19 protein-coding genes are annotated in these 19,387 nt (G+C 69.4%); 14 read left to right on the plus strand and 5 right to left on the minus strand.

Annotated features, from left to right (window positions below):
• Window positions 1–89: 89 nt before the first annotated feature.
• Window positions 90–878 carry a metallophosphoesterase family protein gene (locus tag IEY81_RS10595; protein ID WP_189118453.1) on the plus strand — a complete coding sequence of 263 codons (789 nt, stop codon included), beginning with the start codon at window positions 90–92 and terminating at the stop codon, window positions 876–878.
• Between the two features lie 18 nt (window positions 879–896).
• Here the strand turns inward: IEY81_RS10595 and IEY81_RS10600 are convergent, their stop codons facing one another.
• Window positions 897–1,676, minus strand: a complete 780-nt coding sequence (locus tag IEY81_RS10600; protein WP_189118454.1) for an SGNH/GDSL hydrolase family protein — start codon at window positions 1,674–1,676, stop codon at window positions 897–899.
• A 112-nt stretch (window positions 1,677–1,788) separates the two neighbouring features.
• Between IEY81_RS10600 and IEY81_RS10605 the strand changes: the two genes are divergently transcribed.
• The 3 genes from IEY81_RS10605 to IEY81_RS10615 are packed head-to-tail and all read left to right on the plus strand — an operon-like array spanning window position 1,789 to window position 4,375.
• Window positions 1,789–2,463, plus strand: a complete 675-nt coding sequence (locus IEY81_RS10605) for a response regulator (RefSeq protein WP_189118455.1) — start codon at window positions 1,789–1,791, stop codon at window positions 2,461–2,463.
• Window positions 2,460–3,902, plus strand: coding sequence for an ATP-binding protein (locus tag IEY81_RS10610; RefSeq protein WP_189118456.1), 1,443 nt, complete (start codon window positions 2,460–2,462; stop codon window positions 3,900–3,902). The genes IEY81_RS10605 and IEY81_RS10610 overlap by 4 nt, the downstream gene beginning before the upstream one ends.
• On the plus strand, window positions 3,899–4,375 hold the full coding sequence (locus IEY81_RS10615) for a GerMN domain-containing protein (protein ID WP_189118457.1): 477 nt from the start codon (window positions 3,899–3,901) through the stop codon (window positions 4,373–4,375). Before IEY81_RS10610 ends, IEY81_RS10615 begins: the two co-directional genes overlap by 4 nt.
• 2 nt (window positions 4,376–4,377) lie before the next feature.
• On the opposite strand, the gene IEY81_RS10620 is transcribed toward IEY81_RS10615, so the two are convergent.
• Together IEY81_RS10620 and IEY81_RS10625 are read right to left on the minus strand one after the other, a co-directional pair.
• Window positions 4,378–5,553 carry an acyltransferase family protein gene (locus tag IEY81_RS10620; RefSeq protein ID WP_189118458.1) on the minus strand — a complete coding sequence of 392 codons (1,176 nt, stop codon included), beginning with the start codon at window positions 5,551–5,553 and terminating at the stop codon, window positions 4,378–4,380.
• A gap of 67 nt (window positions 5,554–5,620) precedes the next feature.
• On the minus strand, window positions 5,621–7,090 hold the full coding sequence (locus tag IEY81_RS10625) for a glycosyltransferase family 39 protein (protein WP_189118459.1): 1,470 nt from the start codon (window positions 7,088–7,090) through the stop codon (window positions 5,621–5,623).
• A 244-nt stretch (window positions 7,091–7,334) separates the two neighbouring features.
• On the opposite strand from IEY81_RS10625, the gene IEY81_RS10630 reads away from it, so the two are divergent.
• The 5 genes from IEY81_RS10630 (at window position 7,335) to IEY81_RS10650 (ending at window position 12,004) form a co-directional block, all read left to right on the plus strand.
• Complete coding sequence (locus IEY81_RS10630; protein ID WP_189118460.1) at window positions 7,335–7,631, plus strand: hypothetical protein; 297 nt, start codon at window positions 7,335–7,337, stop codon at window positions 7,629–7,631.
• A 104-nt stretch (window positions 7,632–7,735) separates the two neighbouring features.
• Window positions 7,736–10,246, plus strand: a complete 2,511-nt coding sequence (locus tag IEY81_RS10635) for a hypothetical protein (RefSeq protein WP_189118461.1) — start codon at window positions 7,736–7,738, stop codon at window positions 10,244–10,246.
• A complete protein-coding gene (locus tag IEY81_RS10640; protein ID WP_189118462.1) occupies window positions 10,243–10,902 on the plus strand; it encodes a hypothetical protein in 660 nt (219 codons plus the stop codon). The genes IEY81_RS10635 and IEY81_RS10640 overlap by 4 nt, the downstream gene beginning before the upstream one ends.
• Before the next feature lie 167 nt (window positions 10,903–11,069).
• Window positions 11,070–11,549, plus strand: coding sequence for a hypothetical protein (locus IEY81_RS10645; RefSeq protein ID WP_189118463.1), 480 nt, complete (start codon window positions 11,070–11,072; stop codon window positions 11,547–11,549).
• A complete protein-coding gene (locus tag IEY81_RS10650; RefSeq protein WP_189118464.1) occupies window positions 11,546–12,004 on the plus strand; it encodes a hypothetical protein in 459 nt (152 codons plus the stop codon). The genes IEY81_RS10645 and IEY81_RS10650 overlap by 4 nt, the downstream gene beginning before the upstream one ends.
• 1 nt (window position 12,005) lies before the next feature.
• On the opposite strand, the gene IEY81_RS10655 is transcribed toward IEY81_RS10650, so the two are convergent.
• Window positions 12,006–13,028 carry an alpha/beta fold hydrolase gene (locus tag IEY81_RS10655; RefSeq protein ID WP_189118465.1) on the minus strand — a complete coding sequence of 341 codons (1,023 nt, stop codon included), beginning with the start codon at window positions 13,026–13,028 and terminating at the stop codon, window positions 12,006–12,008.
• Window positions 13,029–13,096: 68 nt separating this feature from the next.
• Between IEY81_RS10655 and IEY81_RS10660 the strand changes: the two genes are divergently transcribed.
• Both IEY81_RS10660 and IEY81_RS10665 read left to right on the plus strand, forming a co-directional pair.
• Window positions 13,097–13,660: a TetR/AcrR family transcriptional regulator gene (locus tag IEY81_RS10660; protein ID WP_189118466.1), complete on the plus strand. Its 564-nt coding sequence runs from the start codon at window positions 13,097–13,099 to the stop codon at window positions 13,658–13,660.
• A gap of 9 nt (window positions 13,661–13,669) precedes the next feature.
• Window positions 13,670–14,536 (plus strand): hypothetical protein, encoded by an 867-nt coding sequence (locus IEY81_RS10665; protein ID WP_189118467.1) that lies wholly within the window; start codon window positions 13,670–13,672, stop codon window positions 14,534–14,536.
• 68 nt (window positions 14,537–14,604) lie between these two features.
• Here IEY81_RS10665 and IEY81_RS10670 read toward each other — a convergent pair whose 3' ends face one another.
• Window positions 14,605–15,462, minus strand: coding sequence for an oxygenase MpaB family protein (locus tag IEY81_RS10670; RefSeq protein ID WP_189118468.1), 858 nt, complete (start codon window positions 15,460–15,462; stop codon window positions 14,605–14,607).
• A gap of 76 nt (window positions 15,463–15,538) precedes the next feature.
• Here IEY81_RS10670 and IEY81_RS10675 point away from each other — a divergent pair, with 76 nt between their 5' ends.
• The 3 genes from IEY81_RS10675 to IEY81_RS10685 all read left to right on the plus strand — a co-directional run bounded on the left by IEY81_RS10675 (window position 15,539) and on the right by IEY81_RS10685 (window position 19,375).
• Window positions 15,539–16,633 carry a serpin family protein gene (locus IEY81_RS10675; RefSeq protein WP_189118469.1) on the plus strand — a complete coding sequence of 365 codons (1,095 nt, stop codon included), beginning with the start codon at window positions 15,539–15,541 and terminating at the stop codon, window positions 16,631–16,633.
• An 8-nt stretch (window positions 16,634–16,641) separates the two neighbouring features.
• Entirely contained in the window at window positions 16,642–18,108 is a 1,467-nt protein-coding gene (locus IEY81_RS10680) for a protein kinase domain-containing protein (protein ID WP_189118470.1), read from the plus strand.
• A gap of 85 nt (window positions 18,109–18,193) precedes the next feature.
• The gene (locus IEY81_RS10685) at window positions 18,194–19,375 is read left to right on the plus strand and encodes an MFS transporter (protein WP_189118471.1); all 1,182 of its coding nucleotides are present in this window, start codon (window positions 18,194–18,196) and stop codon (window positions 19,373–19,375) included.
• The last annotated feature ends 12 nt before the right edge of the window (window positions 19,376–19,387 follow it).

Raw genomic sequence — 19,387 nt, forward strand, 5'->3', positions numbered from 1 at the left:
AGGTCCCGCCCGCGGCCCTCGGTGGTCGAGCCTGTCGAGACCCGTCCTGCCCGGGCACGGAGTTGATCCGATCCTTTACCCTGCGACCCATGACCCTGGAGCGCATCGCGCTGATCTCGGACGTACACGGCAACCTCACTGCCCTCGAGGCGGTGCTGGCTGACATCGACGCCCGCGGGATCAGCAGGATCTTCAACCTCGGCGACTTCGTCGGCAAGGGGCCGCGGGGACGGGAGGTGGCGGAGATCTGCCGGGAGCGCTGTGAGGTGAACATCCTCGGCAACTGGGAGGACTTCCTGCTGGCCCCGGAGCCCGACTTCGGCCGCGAGGCTGTCGGATTGATGTGGTGGCGGCTGCAAGCGTGGGAGCAGGCCGAGTGGCTGCGTACGCTCCCGTTCCACCACGACTTCACGATGTCCGGGCGGCGGATCAGGCTCTTCCACGCCTCGGAGGAGACCGTGCACCGCCGGGTCAGGTTCGACCACGACGAGCAGGAGTTCCTCGGGCTGTTCCAGAACACCGAGGCGACCGGGTTCGACAGCCCCGAACCCGACATCGTCGGCTACGCGGACACCCACGACCCCTACTACGAGACCGACCGCGGCAAACGCACCGTCTTCAACACCGGCAGCGTTGGCAACTGCATGAGCGACCCGACGCCGGTCTACGTCATCCTCGAGGGCGAGATGGACAGCGAGGAGGAGGCACCGTTCGGCATCCAGTGGGTGCGGGTGCCGTACGACGCCGAGGCCGAGATCGCGTACGCGGCGGAGGTCGGCATGCCCGAGCTCACCGAGTACATCTACGAGCTGCGCACCGGCTTCTACCGGGGCAACCTGCGGGAGGGCGAGGAGCCGACCTACCACCGCAAGCGGTGAAGCCGGCCCCACGGACCCTCAGCAGCCGCGGAAGTTCTTGTTCGAGGTCCATCCCGTCTCAGCCCACTCCGAGGCCTCGGCAGGCTCGAAGGCGGGCTCGAGCTCGGCGAGCTCGTCGAGCAGCCACGCGGTGAACCGGGCCGCACCCTGCGGGCAGGTGTGGATGCCGTCCTTGCTGCGATCGATCTCGCCGTCGCGTACCCGCTGATAGCGGTCGCCCCAGACCTCGCCCGCATCCAGGAACTCCACGCCGTCGGCCTCCTCGGCGACCGACCGGGCGACCTCGGCGGCCCTGGCGAGCTCGCTCATGTGGGGCTTGTAGAACGAGTCGGGCCTGATCGGCGGCATCGTGACGAGCACCAGGTCGGCGTCCGCCTTCTCGGTCTCGGCGGCCAGTCGTTCGTACGCTTCGCGCTGCTCGCTCTCGCTGCCCCAGTCGTACGTCGTCAGCTGATAGATCACGGTGCCGCCCTCGGCCTTCGCCAGGGTCTTCGGGAGCCGTTTCCACTGCGCCTTCGCGTTCGGGCCGGTGACGTTGCCGCCGCCGGTCGAGGTCGCGTCGACGAACTTGGCCCCGCTGGCGGCCACGGCCTGGGTGAGCGGCGCGGCCTCGCCGGCGGCGACGGAGTCGCCGAGGAGGACGATGGGGGAGAGGCCGGCCTCGACCGCGGCCTCGGACTCGTGCCAGCCCTTCTCGGAGGCGGCCGAACCGGCACCGCACGCGGTCAGACCGAGCGCGAGAAAACCGGTGGTGACCAGCAGGAACGGACGGATTGCGGATGTGGTGAAGATGTTCATGCGACCACCATCCCGACCCGATGTCGCGGCCTCCTGGCGGTGATGTCGCAGTTGTGTCGCAGCCCGGCGCCGTAGGCCCCGAGCCCCGACGAGACGCTCTAAGGTCGTGGTCGTGCCTGAGCTGCTGCTGATCGAGGACGACGCGATGGTGCGCCGTGGCCTGCAGCTCGCCCTGCAACGTCACGGCCATGCGGTCGTCGGCGCCGAGACCGGCGAGGTCGGCCTGGCGACCTTCGCCGAGCGCACCCCCGACCTGGTCGTGCTCGACCTGATGCTCCCCGGCATCGACGGTTTCGAGGTCTGCCGCCGCGTCCGGCAGACCTCGCAGGTGCCGATCATCATGCTCACCGCGCGCGGCGACGACTTCGACGTGGTCACCGGTCTGGAGGCGGGTGCGGACGACTACGTCGTCAAGCCGGTCCAGCCGACCGTCCTCGACGCCCGGATCCGTGCCGTGCTGCGCCGAGCGGTCGGTGAGGAGGAGGGCGTACGCGCCCACGGCGGCCTGCGGATCGACACCGACTCGCTGGTGGTCTCCGTCGACGGCGCGGAGGTGAGCCTCACCCCGACCGAGCTGCGGCTGCTGCTCGTGCTCTCGCGTGCCCCGGGCCGGGTCTTCAGCCGACAACAGCTCCTCGAGCAGGTCTGGGAGCAGGGCTATCTCGGCGACTCCCGGCTGGTCGACAACGGCGTGATGCGGCTGCGCACCAAGATCGAGGCCGACCCGTCCTCGCCGCGCTACGTGCAGACCGCGCGCGGGTTCGGCTACCGGTTCGGTCCGGTATGACCACCCGCCGATCCTGGTTGCGTGGTCTGCGGAGCCGGCTGATCGCGGGGTTCGTCGTGGTGACGGTGCTCGGTGCCGGCGCGGCGGTGTGGGCAGGGGTGCGGCAGGCGAGCGAGGCGCTGGTCGAGTCGAGCCAGTCCCAGCAGGTCACCAGCCTCGTCAGCCAGATCACCGCCACCGCGCCTTCGGTCGCCTATCCGCTCACCGACCAGTCCATCGAGCAGCTCCGGGTCGCCGCCGGCACCGACTCGCTGGTCGTCGCCGAGGACCGAGCGTCCGGCGACGGGGTCCTCGCAGACGGCGTCGGAGCGGTACCGGCCGAGCTACGCGACAACGTCCGCGACAGCGACGGGAGGGTCTCCACCCAGCGCATCGAGATCGACGGCACCCCGTGGCTGCTGATCGGCACCCCGGTGATGCTCACCGACCCGAGCGGGTCCCGGAAGCCCTCCGGCGTCGAGGTCTACGTCGCCCGCGACCTGAGGGCCGTCGAGGAGGACGTGCGGGATCTCATCACGAGTGCCGCCGGTGCCGCGCTCCTGGTCCTCCCGCTGGCCGTGATCATCGCGGTGCTGGCCGCGCGCAGCGTCCTGCGGCCGGTCGACCGGCTGCGTACGACCGCCCGGCGGCTCGCCGACGGCGACCTCTCCGCACGCACCGACCCGGCCGGCGCCGACGAGCTCGCCCAGCTCACCGATGCCGTCAACGACATGGCCGAGTCGTTGCAGAGGTCGATGGCCGAGCTGGCCCGGATGGAGGACGACGCGCGACGGTTCGCGGCCGACGTCTCCCACGAGCTGCGTACGCCGCTGACGACCCTCACCGCCACCGTCGAGCTCCTCCACGACGCGCTGTCGCAGGACGCGGGCCCGGTCGACGAGGACGTCCGCGAGTCGGCTCAGCTCGCCGTCCTCGAGACCCGGCGCCTGGTCCGGCTGGTCGAGGACGTCATCGAGATCGCCCGGCTCGATGCCGGCACCGCCGACGTACGCCGCGAGCCGACCGACCTCGCCGACGTCGTCCGTGCCTGCCTGCAGGCCCGGGGCTGGGAGGAGGTCGAGGTCGGCGGCTCGGCGCCCGCCGTCTCGGCCGACCGGCGCCGCGTGGACCTCATCGTCGCGAACCTGGTCGGCAACGCCCTTCGGCACGGCCGGCCGCCGGTGCGCGTCACCCTCTCGAGCACCGCCGACGATGCCGTGGTGACCGTCTCCGACGGTGGCGACGGCATCCGTGACGACGTGCTCCCGCATGTCTTCGGCCGCTTCTACAAGGCCGACCCCGCCCGCGCCCGCACCCCCGGCAGCGGCCTGGGGCTGGCGATCGCGGCGGAGAACGCCCGCCTCCACGGAGGCACCGTCACCGCAGCGAACGCACCCGGGGGCGGAGCGGTCTTCACCCTCCGCCTCCCGGCTGTACCGACCCCCGAGGAGGGCCGATGAGATCCGTACGCAGCACCTGCCTGGCGGCCCTCGCGCTGGCGCTCCTCACCGCCTGCGGGACGCAGACCTCCGAGGTGGAGACCGGCGCCGACGCACCGACCGGCCTCGCCGCCGGCACCTCGCTCTACTTCCTCGACGGTGACCGGCTCACGCTGCAGGTGAGGAAGACCGGCCGGCTCGGCACGATTTCCGACGCCGTCTCGTTGCTCCTCACCGGCCCCGGCGACTCCGGGCTGGAGACCGGCGTCGAGGAGGTCAGCATGACTCGCACCGAGGTCACCGTGACCTCTGGCGTGATCACGCTGCGCCTTCCGCTCGCGACGAGCGAGGTCGAGCCGCTCGGCGTCGACCAGATCGTCTGCACCGCCGCAGCCAGCCACGTCCAGGCCGGCGGCTCGCCCGACACCCGGGTGAGGCTCCTCTTCACCGACGTCGCCGACGAGGCCGGCCCGGGGCGCACCTGCCCGCTCTGACCTCACAGCTCGCTGATGTCGATCCTCGGTGTCGCCGGCTCCGGCAGGGCCAGCCAGAGGATCAGCATCGCGACCGAGACGATGGCGAAGACGACCGCCCCGCTGCGGCCACGCGCCCAGCCCGCGCGGAACCGGATCGGCGCCTCGACCAGCCGGGTGGAGACGGTCGCGACCACCAGCGCCGCACCGATCGCGGCGGCTCGCACCGCGACCGTGTCTGCACCGGCCACCACAGGGAGCAGCACGATGAGCGGCCAGTGCCACAGATAGAGGCTGTAGGAGATCTCCCCGAGCCACCGCAGCGGCCGCACCTCGAGGACGCTCGCACCGGAGTCGGCGACCCAGCCGATCAGCAGCGCGCACGCAGCCGCGTGGAGGGCGAGGCCGCCGGTGAACAGCCACCCCGTGGAGACGCCGTCGGTGAGGAACCACGTCGTCAGGATGCCGGCGATCAGGACGCCGGCCAGGGCACGGCGGGCCGGGAGGAGGCGGGTCAACCGGCGTACCGGTTCGGTGGCCGTCGCCGCGCCCAGCAACAGCGAGAACGCCCTGGTGTCCGTGCCCGTGTAGACCCGGGTCGGGTCCGCCGGGTCCCAGAGCAGGGCCATCGCGAGAGCCGACGCGACGACCCCCGCCACCGCGACCACAACCACTCTGACCTGCGCAGACACCGGGCCCCGGCCCGCGAGCACGAGGGCGAGCAGCAGCGGCCACACCACGTAGAACTGCTCCTCGACCGCGATGCTCCACAGGTGCTCGAAGACCCGCGCCTGCCCGAACGCGTCCCAGTAGCTCGCCTCCTGCGCGAGCAGGTGCCAGTTGACCAGGTCGAGCTGGCTCCACACCGCATCGCTGCGCGTGGTGCGCACCAGGTCGGCGCCGACGCCGGCGATCCCGACGCGCTGCAGCACCCACACCGTCAGCGTGACCACGACCAGCATCCCCGCGACCGCCGGGAACAACCGCCGAAGCCGCCGTCCCCAGAACCCGACGAGCGAGATCCGCCCCGCCTCCGCCTCCCGCAGCAGCAGCCCGGTGATCAGGAACCCGGAGAGCACGAAGAAGAGGTCGACCCCCAGGAACCCGCCGGAGAGGACGCCGGCATGGAAGAGGAGTACGCCGCCGATCGCGACCCCGCGCAGACCATCGAGCGCGGGCACATGTGTGGAACCAGCCATGGCGCCGACCCTGCCGACGCGCCGTCATCGCGAGGTCGCCGGAATGTCGCAGTCGTGTCGCGAGCGCTCAGGCGTCGTAGTGCCATAGTCGCGACCACGGCACGGAGGCTTTCTCACAGACGTGCACCGGAGCCCTGGCCTCCTCGTTCTCGGCCCCGGCTCGGTTGCGCAGCCGCGTCATCTCCCGGCAGCCCCGGAAGAAGCCGTCCGGGCGCTCGAAACCGACCAGCACGACCGGCGACGCGTCCGCGGGTGGCTGCTCCCAGAACCGCCACCCGTTGTGCCCGCTGTGCACCGGCACCCCGACGCCGTACCACTCCAGCGCCCCCGCCTGCCCGTAGTTGGTGGTGAAGACCACGGCCGTACGCCGTTGCTCGGCCGGCAGCCCGTCGATCACCGCCTGCACCTGAGCGACGTACTCCGGCCATCCGATCGTCGCAGCCTGGTCGTCACCGGCCGCTGCGTAGAACGACGAGGTGTACGTCGCCGCCGGCAGGACCGGCAGGTTGATCGGCCACGCTGGGATCGTGAGCAGCACCATCGCCACCGTCAGCCACCGCACCGACAGCCACCGGATCGCGGGCGCCCGCTCGGCAACGACGACCGCACCGGCCGCCACCAGCGGCGGGAGCAGCCCGGCGAGGTAGTAGCCCTTGCCGCCGGCCACCAGGAAGAACGTCGCCACCACCACGAACGCGAACCCGACCGGCCGCACCCGCGCCCACGCCGGACGCCGGAGGAGCGCGACCAGCCCGACCGCCCAGACGGGCGTGATCACCGGGCTCAGCAGGATGAGCAGCTGCACGACGTACCCGGCCCGGCCCCCGAACCCGCCGTACTCCTCACGGATGTCCCCCGACAGATCGAGCACCGGCCAGCCGTGCGCCGCCTGCCACAGAAGGTTCGGCAGCCACAGCGCGAGCGCCGTCAGTCCCGCCAGCCACGGCCACGGCGTCAGGAGCACGCGGCGGGTCGCCGGGGCGAGCGCGATCCCGACCACGATGCCGCCGAGCAGGAACGCCACCGCATGCTTGTTCTCCAGCCCGACGCCGGCCACGACCCCCGCAGCCAGCCAGAACGCGGCACTCCGCCGCCACCCGGTCGCCGTCAGCGCGTGCGCGACCAGCACCAGGATCGCTGTCCAGGCGAGCGTGTCGAATGTTGCGGTGACGAGCCAGTGACCCAACGTCATCGTCATCACCCCGACCGCCACCAGGACCGCCGTCATCAGCTGCGCCGCCCGCCCGCCGCCCAGCAGCCGCGCGAACTCGACCGCCAGCAGCACCAGCGCCGCCATCGCGAGGATGCTCCACAGCCGCAGCACCACCAGGTCGTACGCCGCGATCTCCGTCGAGACCCGCGCGAGCAGCGCCACCAGCGGCGGCTGGTCCGGATACCCCCACGCCAACCTTTGCCCCGCCGAGACGAAGTAGAGCTCGTCCCGATGCGGCCCGTATCGCGGCGCCAGCACCAGCAGCACCACGACCTGCACAACGACGACACTCCCGACGATGGGGGAGTACCGCGGCCGGCTCACGGGTCGAGGCTAGAGCGACGCCCGCCGACGCGCCTCTGAATTCGGCAAGTGGATGTAGCGGCCGACCGGACCCGAGCATCGGGGTCTTCGAATGCCGGAGCGTCTGCAGCCCGAGGCACTCCCTGGGGCTAGCATGCCGATCACCGGGGCGAACGGCTGAATCTTTACGTTTAGAACGTCGTCAACGGGGTATGAGGTCGTCGTAACCACCGCCGAGGGTCTTGGGGGCCGCATGAATGTGCAGATGATCGAAGCAGATGTCAGGAAGTCTGCTCAGAAGATCCAAGCCGCAGCGAACAACGTCAAAGGGATCGACTTCTCCGACTCGATCAGTGCGATCACCTCGGCGTTGCCGGGAAGCACGTGCATGTCTGCCGCGAACAAGCTCAAGACCGAGTTGAAGACCAATCTCGACGGCTGGGTGAAGTCGGCCAACAGCCATCACGAGCTCACCAACAATGCCGCCGACCACATCGTCGAAGCCGACCACACCAGCGAGCGGACAGGAAACCGGCTGAACCAGCAGGTGGGGCAGCGATGACCGTCACCTACGAGAAGCTGCAGAGCTGGAAGCCCGACGGTCTCAGCGACGCTGCCGACAAGTTCAACAAGCTGCGCAAGAAGCTCATCGATCAGCAGGACGAGATGGACGCCGGCAAGCCGCCGGACACCTGGCAGACCCCGAACAGCTCTGAAGCTGCCCGCGATCGCCACAAGCGACTGGTCGAAGATCTGAACGACATCGCCGCGCCGCTGTCGGCGATCGTCGCCGGTCTCGACAGCGCGGCCTCGTCGATCCGCAGCGCCAAGGAGTCTGCCAAGACCGCGTACGACGGAGCGGTCGGCAAGGGATGGACGGTCAAATTCCCTGGCGGCACCCAGGTGGAGATCGAGGACCCCACCCCGCCCGAGTCGAAGGCCCCCGGCCATCGGGGCCGGCACGTCCCCACCGGGCACCCCGAACAAGGCACGATGGATTCGTACGCGGACACGATCTCGAAGGCGCTGGCTGATGCCACCGAGGCGGAGACCGAGCTCGAGAGCGTCCTCAACACTGCTGCCGCCGGTGGGTACGACGGTGGTGACGGCGAGATCGCCGACGCCATCCCGCCCGAGATCGGCAAGATCCTCGCTTCAGGCATGGAAGATCGCGACAAGCCTGACAAGGCCGCGATGGAGCGCTTCGCCGCCTACATGAAGGAGCTCGAGGACGAGCCGGAACTCAAGCGCACGGTCCTCGACCAGATGGGGCGTGAAGGCATCGCGAACGCCTTCACGAACGCCAAGGATGCGGGCGTCGACCTGAAGCCCGCGCTCGGCGCCCCTGGTCGCGACCTGATCGAGGACTGGGTCGAGGAGGACATCAAGAACCAAGGCGTCAACGGCGACACCAACACCCTTCTCGGTGCGTACAAGAAGGACGAGACGTTCACCAAGGAGCTCTTCGAGAACGTCACGCCCGACGAGTGGGCCGACGCGATCAAGCACGAGAACGGTGAGGCGTTCAGCCGAGGCAAGATCGATGAGGCCGACCGCAAGATCTACTCGGAGTTCCTCCGGGCCGGAGGAACCGCCCTCGCCACCTACACCCAGGGTCACCCGAACCCGACCGACCTCGCGGACAAGTGGTTCAAGTCGATCACCGAAGGCGATGACGAGAATGCGTCTGCGTTGACGCTGATGATCAAGAAGGGCGGCGAGGACGGGGCGGAGTTCCAGACCGACTTCATGTACAACCTCACCGACGACGTCTACAACTGGGAGAAGAGCCACGACGGAGATCCGGTGTGGGGCCCCAAGGACGTCGGCTTGGTCGACCCCGATGCGGACGTCGAGTACTCCGCTCGTGGACGCGGGGCGTACGTGCTGCAGTCTGGCTCCGCAAACGACGGCATGGCCAACCTGCTCGGCGGGATGGCGCACTCTCCGGAGGCGGCACAGCAGTTCTTCAAGGACGGCACGCTCGACAACGGGAAGGAGGACGACCGGTTCAAGTACTTCATGCTCGATCGGACGTTCTCGGCGAGCGACAAGAGCGACGAGGGCGACGGTTTCGGGCTCGCACTCGAAGCAGCGACTGTGGGATCGCTCGAACACGGCGACCGCGAGTTCGCGAACGATCTTGCGGACCGCACTTTCGAGACCATTGCGAAGCACAGCGGCAGCGATGACGAGGGTTGGTTCGGCGAGGCATGGCACACATGGCCTGAGTTCAACGACAGCCTCGGTGCGATCGGCGCCGGTTATCGCGACGACATCTATGACGTCATGAAGGGCGCCGGAGGCAACGACCTCGAACTTTCGAAGAAAGACCTCCAGATCGTTCTGGGTGAGATGGGACGAGGTGAGGACAAGTCGGGTGTCGAGCTGCTCTCGGCATCCCTGGTCCAGGAAGGCAACCACCGGGTCGATGTCGAGCTGGAGAGGTATCTGAAGGACCACCCCAACGCGACCATGCAGGACGTCAGCCGTGAGATCGGTGGCTCGCTTGCGGCGATCAACACCGAAACCGGCGGCGTACTGGGGGACACCTTGGGTGCCTCAGTCCTCGTCGACCTGGACGACGAACAAAGAGCCGCTGAGAAGGCTGCCTTCATGCAGAAGGCTTTCAGCCTCGCGACGGGGTTCATCCCAGGGCCCGGGGACGCGGCTGTCGGAATGCTGCAAGAGGGTGCTGGAGATGTCACCAAGCATCTCGTGAAGACTTCTGTGGACACCGCCACCAGCGAGGGCCTCGACGCGATGAAGAACGCGATCGGGTCGACCCCGCCGGCGAGCTCATGGCTGGCTGGCCAAGAGGATTCCGGAGCACAGATGCTCAGCCGAAACCTGATGAACACCTATCTCGACGCCGGGCTGCTTCCGGACGACCTCGTGAAGGACATCACTGTCGAGACGGAAGAGGGCAGGATCTTCCGGCCGGACATCTACACGGCAGACGACATCAACAAGATCGAAGGGCTGTCCGAGGCTGAGCGGGACCAGCTGCGCGAGTCGTGGCGTACGTGGGACAACAGCAACCCGTCCCGGTACCTCGAGGATCTCGGTACCAACGGCCTGCAACAGTTCGACCAGCGCATCGAGGATGCAGCCAAGGATGCGAAGGAACTTTCCGATATGGATTACGACGATCGACAGAAGTGGAGGGAACAGTGATCCGGTCGAGCCTGACCGCGCTTTTGACCCTCCTGGCACTGACCCTGTGCGGCTGCGGCGAATCCGAGCCGCCTTCGACTAAGGAACCGGACATGTACTGCGGAATCTTCAGCCAGCAGCTCGTTGAAAATCTGATCGGCGACCACAAGGCGAAGACCGCCGACGAGGACCTCACGGCAGAACGTGCCACGTGTGTGTTGCATGACATGGACGCCGGAGACTCTGCGCGACCCGTCGTCAACGTGATTGCGATCCCGGTGCGTGACGAGGTCGCTCGAGACAGCGCCCAGAAGGAGAACGATGAGTTCGTCTCGATGGGCGGCGGACGCGAGGTCGACGCGGAAGCCCTTGCAGACCTCGGGAGCGGGCGCGTCGCCGTTTCTGAGTACGACGCCTTGAGCGGTCAGCGGATGACGAGTGTGAGTCTGGCGGTGATCACCGAGGGCCAGTCTCTTCGCATCATCTACAACCCGACATCGGGAGCAGCCGATGGCGCGGTCGACGCCGCGGTGGCCATCGCGAAGGACGTCGACTCGAACCTCGCTGAGCTGCAGCCGAGCGCCGAGTCGTCCACTGCTGGATCAAGAGGCGCTCCGAGCGGGACCGATGATTCCGTCGTGATCAGCGCGTCCAAGTTGGCAAGCCGACTCGGATAGGCGCCAGGGACAGGGCGCCGCCGCGAGCCTGCCGCCCGCGGGTGGATGCTTTGCGTCGGCGTGGATCTGCGCGCCTCTGTCGGTCACCTGGGATAGGTTCTCGGACGACGTGGTCCGCTCGAAACGGGTTGGAGCGGACTGGAATCGACATGATGGGAAGTCTCGGGATGTCACACCTGGACGAGGTGGAGAACGCAGGCTCGACCGGAGCGGTGGTGACGGCGCTGCCGACGGCTGCCAACCGGTCGCAGAACGGGGGACGGGCCGGCCGCATCGCGCTCGTGCTCGCTGCGGGAACCCTGACGTTCTTCGTCGCGACGCGGGTCCTCGCCGGGATCCCGAAGCTGACCCAGACCTATTACGACGCGCTCAACGGGTTCGGCGAGCGTCCGGTCATCTGGTTCGTCCTCGGCCTCGTCCTGCTCGCCTCGATCGCTCCCGTCGCGGCCTCGATCGTCCTCGGCCACCGCAGCATGGGCCGGGCGAAGGTCGCCGGGGTTCGGCCGGTGGCCTCGGCGATCGCGCTCGGCATCGGTTACACGCTCGTCGTGTTCTGGGGCGTACGCCTCATCAGCGCGATCGCCAACGCGGGCGAGCTGGGCGGTGGGTTCCGGATCTTCGTCGAGTACGTCGGCCTCTGGGCGTGACCTCTGCGTCACAGGGTGGCCCCGAGCGGATGCCGACCCTGGTCGTCGGCTCCGTGCTCGCACTGGTCTACGCCGTCGGTCTGCTGATCGCCGCGCTGTGGGGCATCGGCATGGTCCTCGAGGACGAGGGCTCGCGGCTCAGCAGCGGTGAGCAGTCGGGGTTGGTCGTCGCATGCATGGGCGCGGCCGTCTCCGTATTCGGGATCTTCTGCATCCTGCGCGGCCTGCAGCGTCAGGTCTGGGCGATCACGCTGGTGGCGACAGGGCTCGGCGTCGGCGTGCTGGTCGCGGTCGGCATCACGGTGACGATCTTCAGGGGCGACGACGACGGCGGGTTCAACTTCGGTTGGGTCTCACTCGTGGCGACGCTCGTCATGATCGCCCCGGTCGTCCTGTTGAGCATCGCGATCTCGAAGCTGCCGTCGCCGCACGATGACCAGGCCGACGGGCTCTGACTCAGTCGTCTCGACGTACGCCTGCCCAGAACCTCTCCAGCTCCGCATCGAGCTCGGCGGAGACCTGCATGGGTAGGGAGTGGGTGGTCTCGGGCCAGATCTTGACCGTCGCGTCGGGGAGCCGCTGGGCACGCTTCGCGGCGTCCTCGCCTCCGGCGAGCGACTTGTCGCTCGCGATCGCGACGTAGACCGGCATCTTCAGGTTGCGCATCTGCTCATCGGTCAGCCGCGAGGGGGTCGGCAGGTTGCCGGAGTCGAAGTGGCGGGTGCCGGCGGCGATCATTCTGGCCATCGGGTCCTCAGGGTCGACCTCGGAGTCCTCGACGCCGCCGATGCGGTTCAGTGCGTGGTCGCGCAAGGACTCCGGCAGGAAGGGGAGTGCGGCCACCGCCGACCAGGCGATCGCCCAGACGGGCAGCATGCCGAAGGTCATGATCGGTTCGAGCAGGGTCAGGCTGGCGAGCCGCTCCGGGTGGCGTACGGCGACAGCCGCCGCGAGGCCGCCACCCTGCGAGTGGCCGACGAGATGGATCCGGTCCAGATCGAGAGCATTCAGCGCCTCTTCGACCCAGCGGGCGTTGTCGGCCATGTCGCGCAGCGGCAGGGTCTGCTCCGACAGTCCGCTGTCCCCGATCGCATCGAAGGCGTAGACGGTGCGGTGAGCGAGGAAGTCGCGCAGGTTCTCACCCCACATCGGTACGCCGCTGGCCCGTCCCGGCACCAGCACGACCGGGACCTCGTCGACCGGGCGTGGGTTGACCCAGGCGTACGTCCGCACGGTGCCGAACGTGGTCTCGACGTCGCGGGTCTCGGTCGGCTGCGGCAGAGCGGCGAAGGCCGTCCGATAGGCGTCGGTGTAGGTCTGACGTCCGGCGGGGGTGCGGAAGTGGCCGACGCCAGGACCGTTCGTGGTCAGCACCATCGCCAGGCACCCGGTCGAGACGAGCGCGACGAGCGTGAGGAGGACGATCGGCCACCGCCGCCTCCTGCGTGCTCGAGACCCTTCATCGATGTCCTTGCTCATGTCGCCCCCGATGACGATGCGATCGCATTGGAATCATTACGATGCGACTGTATTGCTAAAGTGGCGCCATGCCAAGAGCCGTCGACCACGAGCAGCGCCGGTTCGAGATCGTGGCCGGGCTCTGGCAGATCGTCGCCGAGCAGGGGATCGAGGGCATCAGCCTGCGCAGCGTCGCGGCTCGCTCCGAGGTCTCGATGGGCCGCGTACAGCACTACTTCGGCACCAAGGACGCACTCGTCGTCGCCGGGATCGACCTGCTCGTGAAGCGCGCAGTGATCGAGTACGAGACCACGGCCGGACGGCCGCCGGACGAGCGTCTCCTCCACCTCTTGCTCCAGCAGATCCCGGCCACCGAAGCCGGCCGGATGGGCGTCACCGTCTGGTACGCCTACGTCGCCAAGGCCATGACCCACACCGCCGTGCGCGAGATCCTCGCGGAGGCGACCCGGGTCGGCGTCGAGGAGTGCACCCGTCACATCCAGGAGGCCGACGGCCTTCCGAAAGCCGCGGCGCGCGAGCGTGCCATCGAGCTGCTCGCCCTCTCCGACGGCCTCACCCTGCGCGTGCTCGTCGGCGACATCACCGCCGCGGAGGCCGAGGCTTCGATCCGGGACCACCGGGCCCGCCTCTAGGATCCGGACGTGGTCGAGGACGAGGATCTGGGGTCGCCGTGGAAGCCGGCGGCGCGCAGGGTGGGCTGGAGCCTGATGAGCCTCTTCAACCTGCTGTTCGGCCTGCTGCTGATGGTCGGGTTCCTCGCGCTCGACGGCGGGGAGACCGGCCCGTACCTGATCGGCGTGACCTGCGGAGCGCTGTTCGTCCTGCTCGCCGCCTACGGACAGCTGACAAAAGGCGTACGCCTCGGCCGCCGACCCGCCCACACCAGGATCAACCGTCTGGAGGGCGAGCCGGGGATCGAGATCAGGCTCCGCCGAGCGCCGGGGATCTGCGGCGAGCTGATGCTGGTGTGCTTCGTGGTGCTGCTGTGCCAGGTCGCGGGGCTCTCGTTCCGAGGAGGCAGCGCGGTGCTCGGGGTGGTGTGGACAGTGATCGCGGCGTTCTTCGCAGTCGTGACGACGGACCACCTGCTGACGATCACGGCACGCCGAGCGCTGCTGCTCACGCCCGAGAAGCTGACGGTCGAGATCGCTGGAGAGGTCGTCTCCGTGGCGTGGTCGGAGGTCCGGTTCGGTGTCTTCGAGCAGACCTCGACACACAAGGGCATCACCTCCACAAACCGGTTTCTCGAGATCACCCCTGATCACCGCGCACCGACATGGTCGAGCGCCCGCCGCCGGATGCGACTGACGCCGAAGCTTTGGCGGCAGGAGATCCTCAGGGTCGGATTCTGGCTCTTCGACCACCCGGATCGGGTGCTCGCGACCCTGAAGGCGCTGCAGAGGCGACGCGACGACGACGCCCGCCGCGTTCTCCTCTCGAACGACGCCACCCTGGCCCACCTGGTGGGTGACCTCGACGTTGCACCTCTGCCGGCCGGCCGGGTATGACGGGGAGTTCGACAGGGGTGCCCGGCCGGTAACCCCTGCCGAACTCCCCGTCGTACCCCGCCGCCCCCTCAGCCCTGGTGCACCGGGCAGCCCGGCGCGAACGTGCCGAGGTCCTCGGTGTTGAAGCCGTGGGGGTAGCTGCGGACGCGGGGCATGTCCCGGACGTACGCGGGCTTCCGCCGCGCGGGCAGCAGCGCGACCACGCGCGCCCGGGCCTTCAGGGCACCACGGGACACCGCCCGCGAGAGACGCCCCGGTTCGGGGTAGCCGAAGGCCTCCAGCAGATGCGGCTCCATCAGGGACAGGGAGAAGCGGCGGACCAGCGGGGCGAGCGGGCGGGGGTAGAAGGTGGTGAGCAGCTCGAGGGTCGCGTCGGCGACGGCGCGGCCGCCCTCGTCGTAGCCGAAGTGCTCGGCCTCGTAGGTGTCGAGCAGCTCTTCGAACTCCTCATATGTCGGCGGGATGTCCTTGATCCCCATCCGCCGACCGAGCGCCTGGTAGTAGCGCAGCGCGGCGAGCTGCTCGTCGGGCGTCGAGCGCCGCCAGCCGAACTCCTGGTTCCAGCGGCGGGGGATCACCACGAAGGTGGAGAGGACGTAGCGCATGTCGTCGTTGGAGATGTCGTACATCCGGTGCATCTGGTTGATCCGTCGCACCGCCGCCCGGCCACGAGGGCTGTCGAGGTCCTCGATCGCCGCGTCCTCCATCAGCAGCGCGGTGTCGTCGTAGCGCTTCTGGGTGTGCTCGGTGAACTGGTGCGTGTCGGCCAGCAGCCCGCCGATCGACGGCACCGCGTAGGTGCGGAACAGCGCGAAGCTGAGCGACTGCATCGTGTCCCAGGGGAACTCGTAGAGACCCAGGATCCTGGAGATCTTCTCGAAATCGGTCTCCGGGTCGAGCCCTGCCGTACGCGACTTCTTGACCATCGTGCCTCCTCGTTCGATACAGAATCGTATCGTGATCTCGGTCACTTTGGTGGCTCCCGACCGTAATGTCTTCGTCATGGAGACCTCCGGAACGCAGACGCCTCTGTCCCTCGCCGCCGCTCGTGCGATCCGGACGTACGCCGCCACGACCCGCTCCGTGATCGGCTCAGCCGAGGCCTCGGTCATCTCGTACGCAGGTCTGTGGCTCCTCCTCGCCTCGCTGGCGACCGCGTCGGAGACCGAGACCGAGGACGTGCTGGGGCTGAAGCGGGCCGACGCCCGCGCCGCCGCGCTCGCGCTCCTGGACGAGCCGCACCCGACGATCGCGGCTGCGGTCGCCGGGTGGCTGCGGCCGGGCGTCCAGCTGAACAAGAGCCTGCCGGTGGTGCTCGACCGGCTGCCCGACCAGGCCGGACTCGACGCCTGGGCCGCGGACAACACGCGCGGGCTGATCGAGCAGTTCCCGATGGAGATCGACGAGGACACGCTGCTCGTCCTCGCCTCCGCCCTGGTGGTCTCGCCGCGTTGGAGCGAGCCGCTGGAGCAGGACGAGGACGGGCTGCTCCTGCTCGAGAGCGGGTTCCAGGCGGTCGTGGACACCGAGGCCGCCGGTCCGGTCGCGGTCGCCTGCCCGCCGAGCGAGGACGGCATCTCGGTCTACTCGGTCATCGCGGCGGAGGACGTGACCGCGGCCGACGTGTGGCGCGCCTGCGACGAGGTCGTCGCCAGGATCGACGCGGGCGAGGTCCGCGACCAGACTTTCGCGGCCGACGATGAGGACGGCCACGCCTGGCAGGTCCGGGAGGTCACGGCCTACGGCAACCCCTCCGACCGCTGGCGCAGCCACCTGCCGGAGTGGCGGGCGGAGGATCTGCACGACCTCGCGGCTGCTCCCGGCGTCGCCGAGATCGCTCGCGGGGTGATGGCGGCGATCAGCGGCGACACCGAGGCGGCCTGCGTCCAGAAGGCGGTCGCGGCGTACGACCGGGAGGGCTTCGAGGCGGCCGCGGTGACCGGGATGATGATCCGCGCGGCCGGCGCCGCGCCGCGTGAGGCCACGGTCCGACAGATCGACCTGAGGTTCGACCGCCCCCACGCCGTGGTGGCGGTGGCGCGCGGGGGAGCGTGGGAGGGCATCCCGCTCTTCAGCTCGTGGGTGACCCCGGCATAATTTCCCGCATGGACGCACACCGCCCTCTTGCCGGCCGATACCGGCTCCTCGACCAGCTCGGAGCCGGCGGCATGGGGGAGGTCTGGCGGGCCCGCGACACCGTCCTCGACCGCGACGTCGCGGTGAAGCTGCTGCGTGATGTCAGTGACCCCACGATGGCCGAGCGCTTCCGTCGCGAGGCCCACTCGACGGCCCGGGTGGTCCACGACGACGTGGTCAAGGTCTTCGACGCCGGCGACGACGACAACGACGTCTTCCTGGTGATGGAGCTGCTGCCCGGCCCGACCCTGGCCACGCCGCTCGCGGAGCAGGGCGCGATGCCGGTCGACAAGGCGGTCGAGTACGCCCGCCAGGTCGCCGCCGCCCTCGGCGCCGCCCACCGGGTCGGCGTGGTGCACCGCGACATCAAGCCGGCCAACCTGATGTTCGACGGTGACGGCCGGCTGACCGTGCTCGACTTCGGCATCGCGTACGCCATGACCGGGACGGACCCCGGGCTGACCCAGACGGGCCATGTGATCGGAAGCCCCTCCTACCTCTCACCCGAGCAGGCGTCGGGAGACCCGGTCGGGCCGCCCGCCGACGTCTACTCGCTGGGCTGCGTGCTCTTCGAGATGCTCACCGGCAGGGCGCCCTACACGGCCCCGCACCCGGTCAAGATCCTCCACATGCACCTCAGCGAGCCGGTGCCGCGCGTGACCGACTTCCGCTCGGTGCCGCAGCCCCTGGCGCGCCTGCTCACGCGGATGCTCGACAAGAACCCCGCCGCCCGCCCGTCGATGGATCAGGTACGCCACGAGCTCGGCTACGTGCTCAGCGGCCGCGACCCGGACGCCACCGACCGGCTCGCCGAGCATGCCCCGCCGCGGCCGACGCAGGCGATGCCGCAGCGACCGCTCGACGAGCCGATGGCCCTGCCGGGTTCCCGCACCGGCGTCATGCCACGGCCTGCCGCCCCGCCGCCCGCCCGCGGTCCGCGCCCGGGGTCGTTGCGCAGGTTCCCGACCGGCCGCCTCCTCGGCGCGGTGGCGATCGTGATCGCCTGCCTCTTCGCCGCGTCCTGGCTCGGTTCCTACGAGCCCGCGCGGGCCGACTCCGACCAGTCCTCTCAGGGCTCTGACGGCTCCGGCAGCTCCGAGACCAACAGCGACGACGAACCCGACAGAGGCCCGGAAAAGGGCCCGCACGAGGGGCCCGGCAAGGGCCCGGGCAAGGGCCCTGACAAGGAGAGCAAGACCCTCAAGCGCCTCGACAAGCTCGACGAGTGGCGCGAGAACCTGGAGAGCTGGAACATCATCGACGAGGGTCAGTCCCAGGAGTGGGAGGGCCAGATCCAGCAGATCCGCGACCTCGTCGAGAAGGGCGAGAGCGCCAAGCGCGAGATGGAGCAGCTGCGCGACGAGTTCGACCAGCTGGGCAAGCGCGACGGCAAGGACGGCGAGAAGATCCTCGACGGCCTGCTGAAGGGTCACTGACCCCGGCGACTCGCCGTTCGATCCGCGGGAGCTCCTCCAGCGAAAGTCTCGACCGCGGGGTCGCCAGGGTGCAGACTTCGCGTCCATGACCCGACTCCAGCAGGCCCGAGCGGCAGTCTTCGTCGCCTTCGCGATCCAGGGACTGACCTTCGCGTCGTTGATCACCCGCCTGGAGTCGATCGCGACGAAGCTCGACCTCAGCGCGGGTGACGTGTTCGTGGTGCTCGGCGTGACCACCGCGGTCGGCGCGGTCGGCAGCGTCGTGGCGGGTCACCTCGCGACCCGGATCGGCAGCGCCGCCTCGCTCTCGATCATGCTCGCCGGCGCGTCCCTGGCCGCGGTCGTACCGGCCTTCGCGCCGTCGATGGCGACGCTGCTGGCCCTCATCGGGTTCTACGGGTTCTTCCTCGGCGGCGTCGACGCCTCGATGAACATGCAGGGCACGGCCACCCAGGACGCGTACGCCCGGCCGCTGATGAACGGCTTCCACGCGATGTGGAGCGCGGCGGCCGTCCTCGGCGCCGTCTACGCGACCGTGACGATCGCGCTCGGCGTACCGCTGGGTCTGGACATGATCCCCATCGCGATCGTGGGCCTGGTGGCCAACGCCGGCACGTTCCGGCTCCTGCTGCCGCCCGAGGCGGTCGACGCGGTGGAGGAGCGGACGAGCAGCACGGACGCCCCGAGGCCCCGGCTGCCCTGGCTGCCGCTCCTCCTGGTCGCGGTGCCGACGTTCGCGATGTGGTTCATCGACTCCGCCGCCTCGGCCTGGGGAGGGATCTATGTGGTCGACGGCTTGGGTGCGGTCGCCGCGGCCGGGCCGGCGATCTACGCCGGCTACCAGCTGGTGCTCCTGGCTGTGCGCCTGCCCGGGGACCGTCTCGTCGCCAGGTTCGGCCCCGAGCGGGTGATCCGGACCGGCGGGATCGTGGGCGTGGGCGCGCTCGTGCTCATCGTCGCCGCCCCGCACTGGGTCGTGGCCGCGGTCGGCTTCGCGATCCTCGGCGGCAGCCTGGCGATGGTGCCGCCGCAGTCGTTCGTCGCCGCCGCCCACATCTCCCCGGACAACGCCGAGGAGGCCATCGCCCGGGTCAACCTGGCCAACTACGCCGGCTATCTTGCAGCCGCCTCTCTGATCGCCGCGGTGGCCGAGATCTTCGGCGAGCGGTCGATGTTCGTGATCCCGCTCGCGGTCTGCGTACTGATCCCACTGATGGCCCGCCGGTTCGCCACCCGGCCGGCGCCGCAGACCGTGAAGTCGCTCTAGAAATTCACCGCC

Source organism: Nocardioides luteus, assembly GCF_014648595.1.
Taxonomy (GTDB): Bacteria; Actinomycetota; Actinomycetes; order Propionibacteriales; family Nocardioidaceae; genus Nocardioides; species Nocardioides luteus.

Bases quoted from the DNA above. Each gene is read 5' to 3' on its own strand.
- IEY81_RS10595 (WP_189118453.1), top strand. From the start codon at position 90: ATGACCCTGGAGCGCATCGCGCTGATCTCGGACGTACACGGCAACCTC.
- IEY81_RS10600 (WP_189118454.1), bottom strand. From the start codon at position 1,676: ATGAACATCTTCACCACATCCGCAATCCGTCCGTTCCTGCTGGTCACC.
- IEY81_RS10610 (WP_189118456.1), top strand. From the start codon at position 2,460: ATGACCACCCGCCGATCCTGGTTGCGTGGTCTGCGGAGCCGGCTGATC.
- IEY81_RS10615 (WP_189118457.1), top strand. From the start codon at position 3,899: ATGAGATCCGTACGCAGCACCTGCCTGGCGGCCCTCGCGCTGGCGCTC.
- IEY81_RS10620 (WP_189118458.1), bottom strand. From the start codon at position 5,553: ATGGCTGGTTCCACACATGTGCCCGCGCTCGATGGTCTGCGCGGGGTC.
- IEY81_RS10630 (WP_189118460.1), top strand. From the start codon at position 7,335: ATGATCGAAGCAGATGTCAGGAAGTCTGCTCAGAAGATCCAAGCCGCA.
- IEY81_RS10635 (WP_189118461.1), top strand. From the start codon at position 7,736: ATGGACGCCGGCAAGCCGCCGGACACCTGGCAGACCCCGAACAGCTCT.
- IEY81_RS10645 (WP_189118463.1), top strand. From the start codon at position 11,070: ATGTCACACCTGGACGAGGTGGAGAACGCAGGCTCGACCGGAGCGGTG.
- IEY81_RS10655 (WP_189118465.1), bottom strand. From the start codon at position 13,028: ATGAGCAAGGACATCGATGAAGGGTCTCGAGCACGCAGGAGGCGGCGG.
- IEY81_RS10660 (WP_189118466.1), top strand. From the start codon at position 13,097: ATGCCAAGAGCCGTCGACCACGAGCAGCGCCGGTTCGAGATCGTGGCC.
- IEY81_RS10670 (WP_189118468.1), bottom strand. From the start codon at position 15,462: ATGGTCAAGAAGTCGCGTACGGCAGGGCTCGACCCGGAGACCGATTTC.
- IEY81_RS10675 (WP_189118469.1), top strand. From the start codon at position 15,539: ATGGAGACCTCCGGAACGCAGACGCCTCTGTCCCTCGCCGCCGCTCGT.
- IEY81_RS10680 (WP_189118470.1), top strand. From the start codon at position 16,642: ATGGACGCACACCGCCCTCTTGCCGGCCGATACCGGCTCCTCGACCAG.
- IEY81_RS10685 (WP_189118471.1), top strand. From the start codon at position 18,194: ATGACCCGACTCCAGCAGGCCCGAGCGGCAGTCTTCGTCGCCTTCGCG.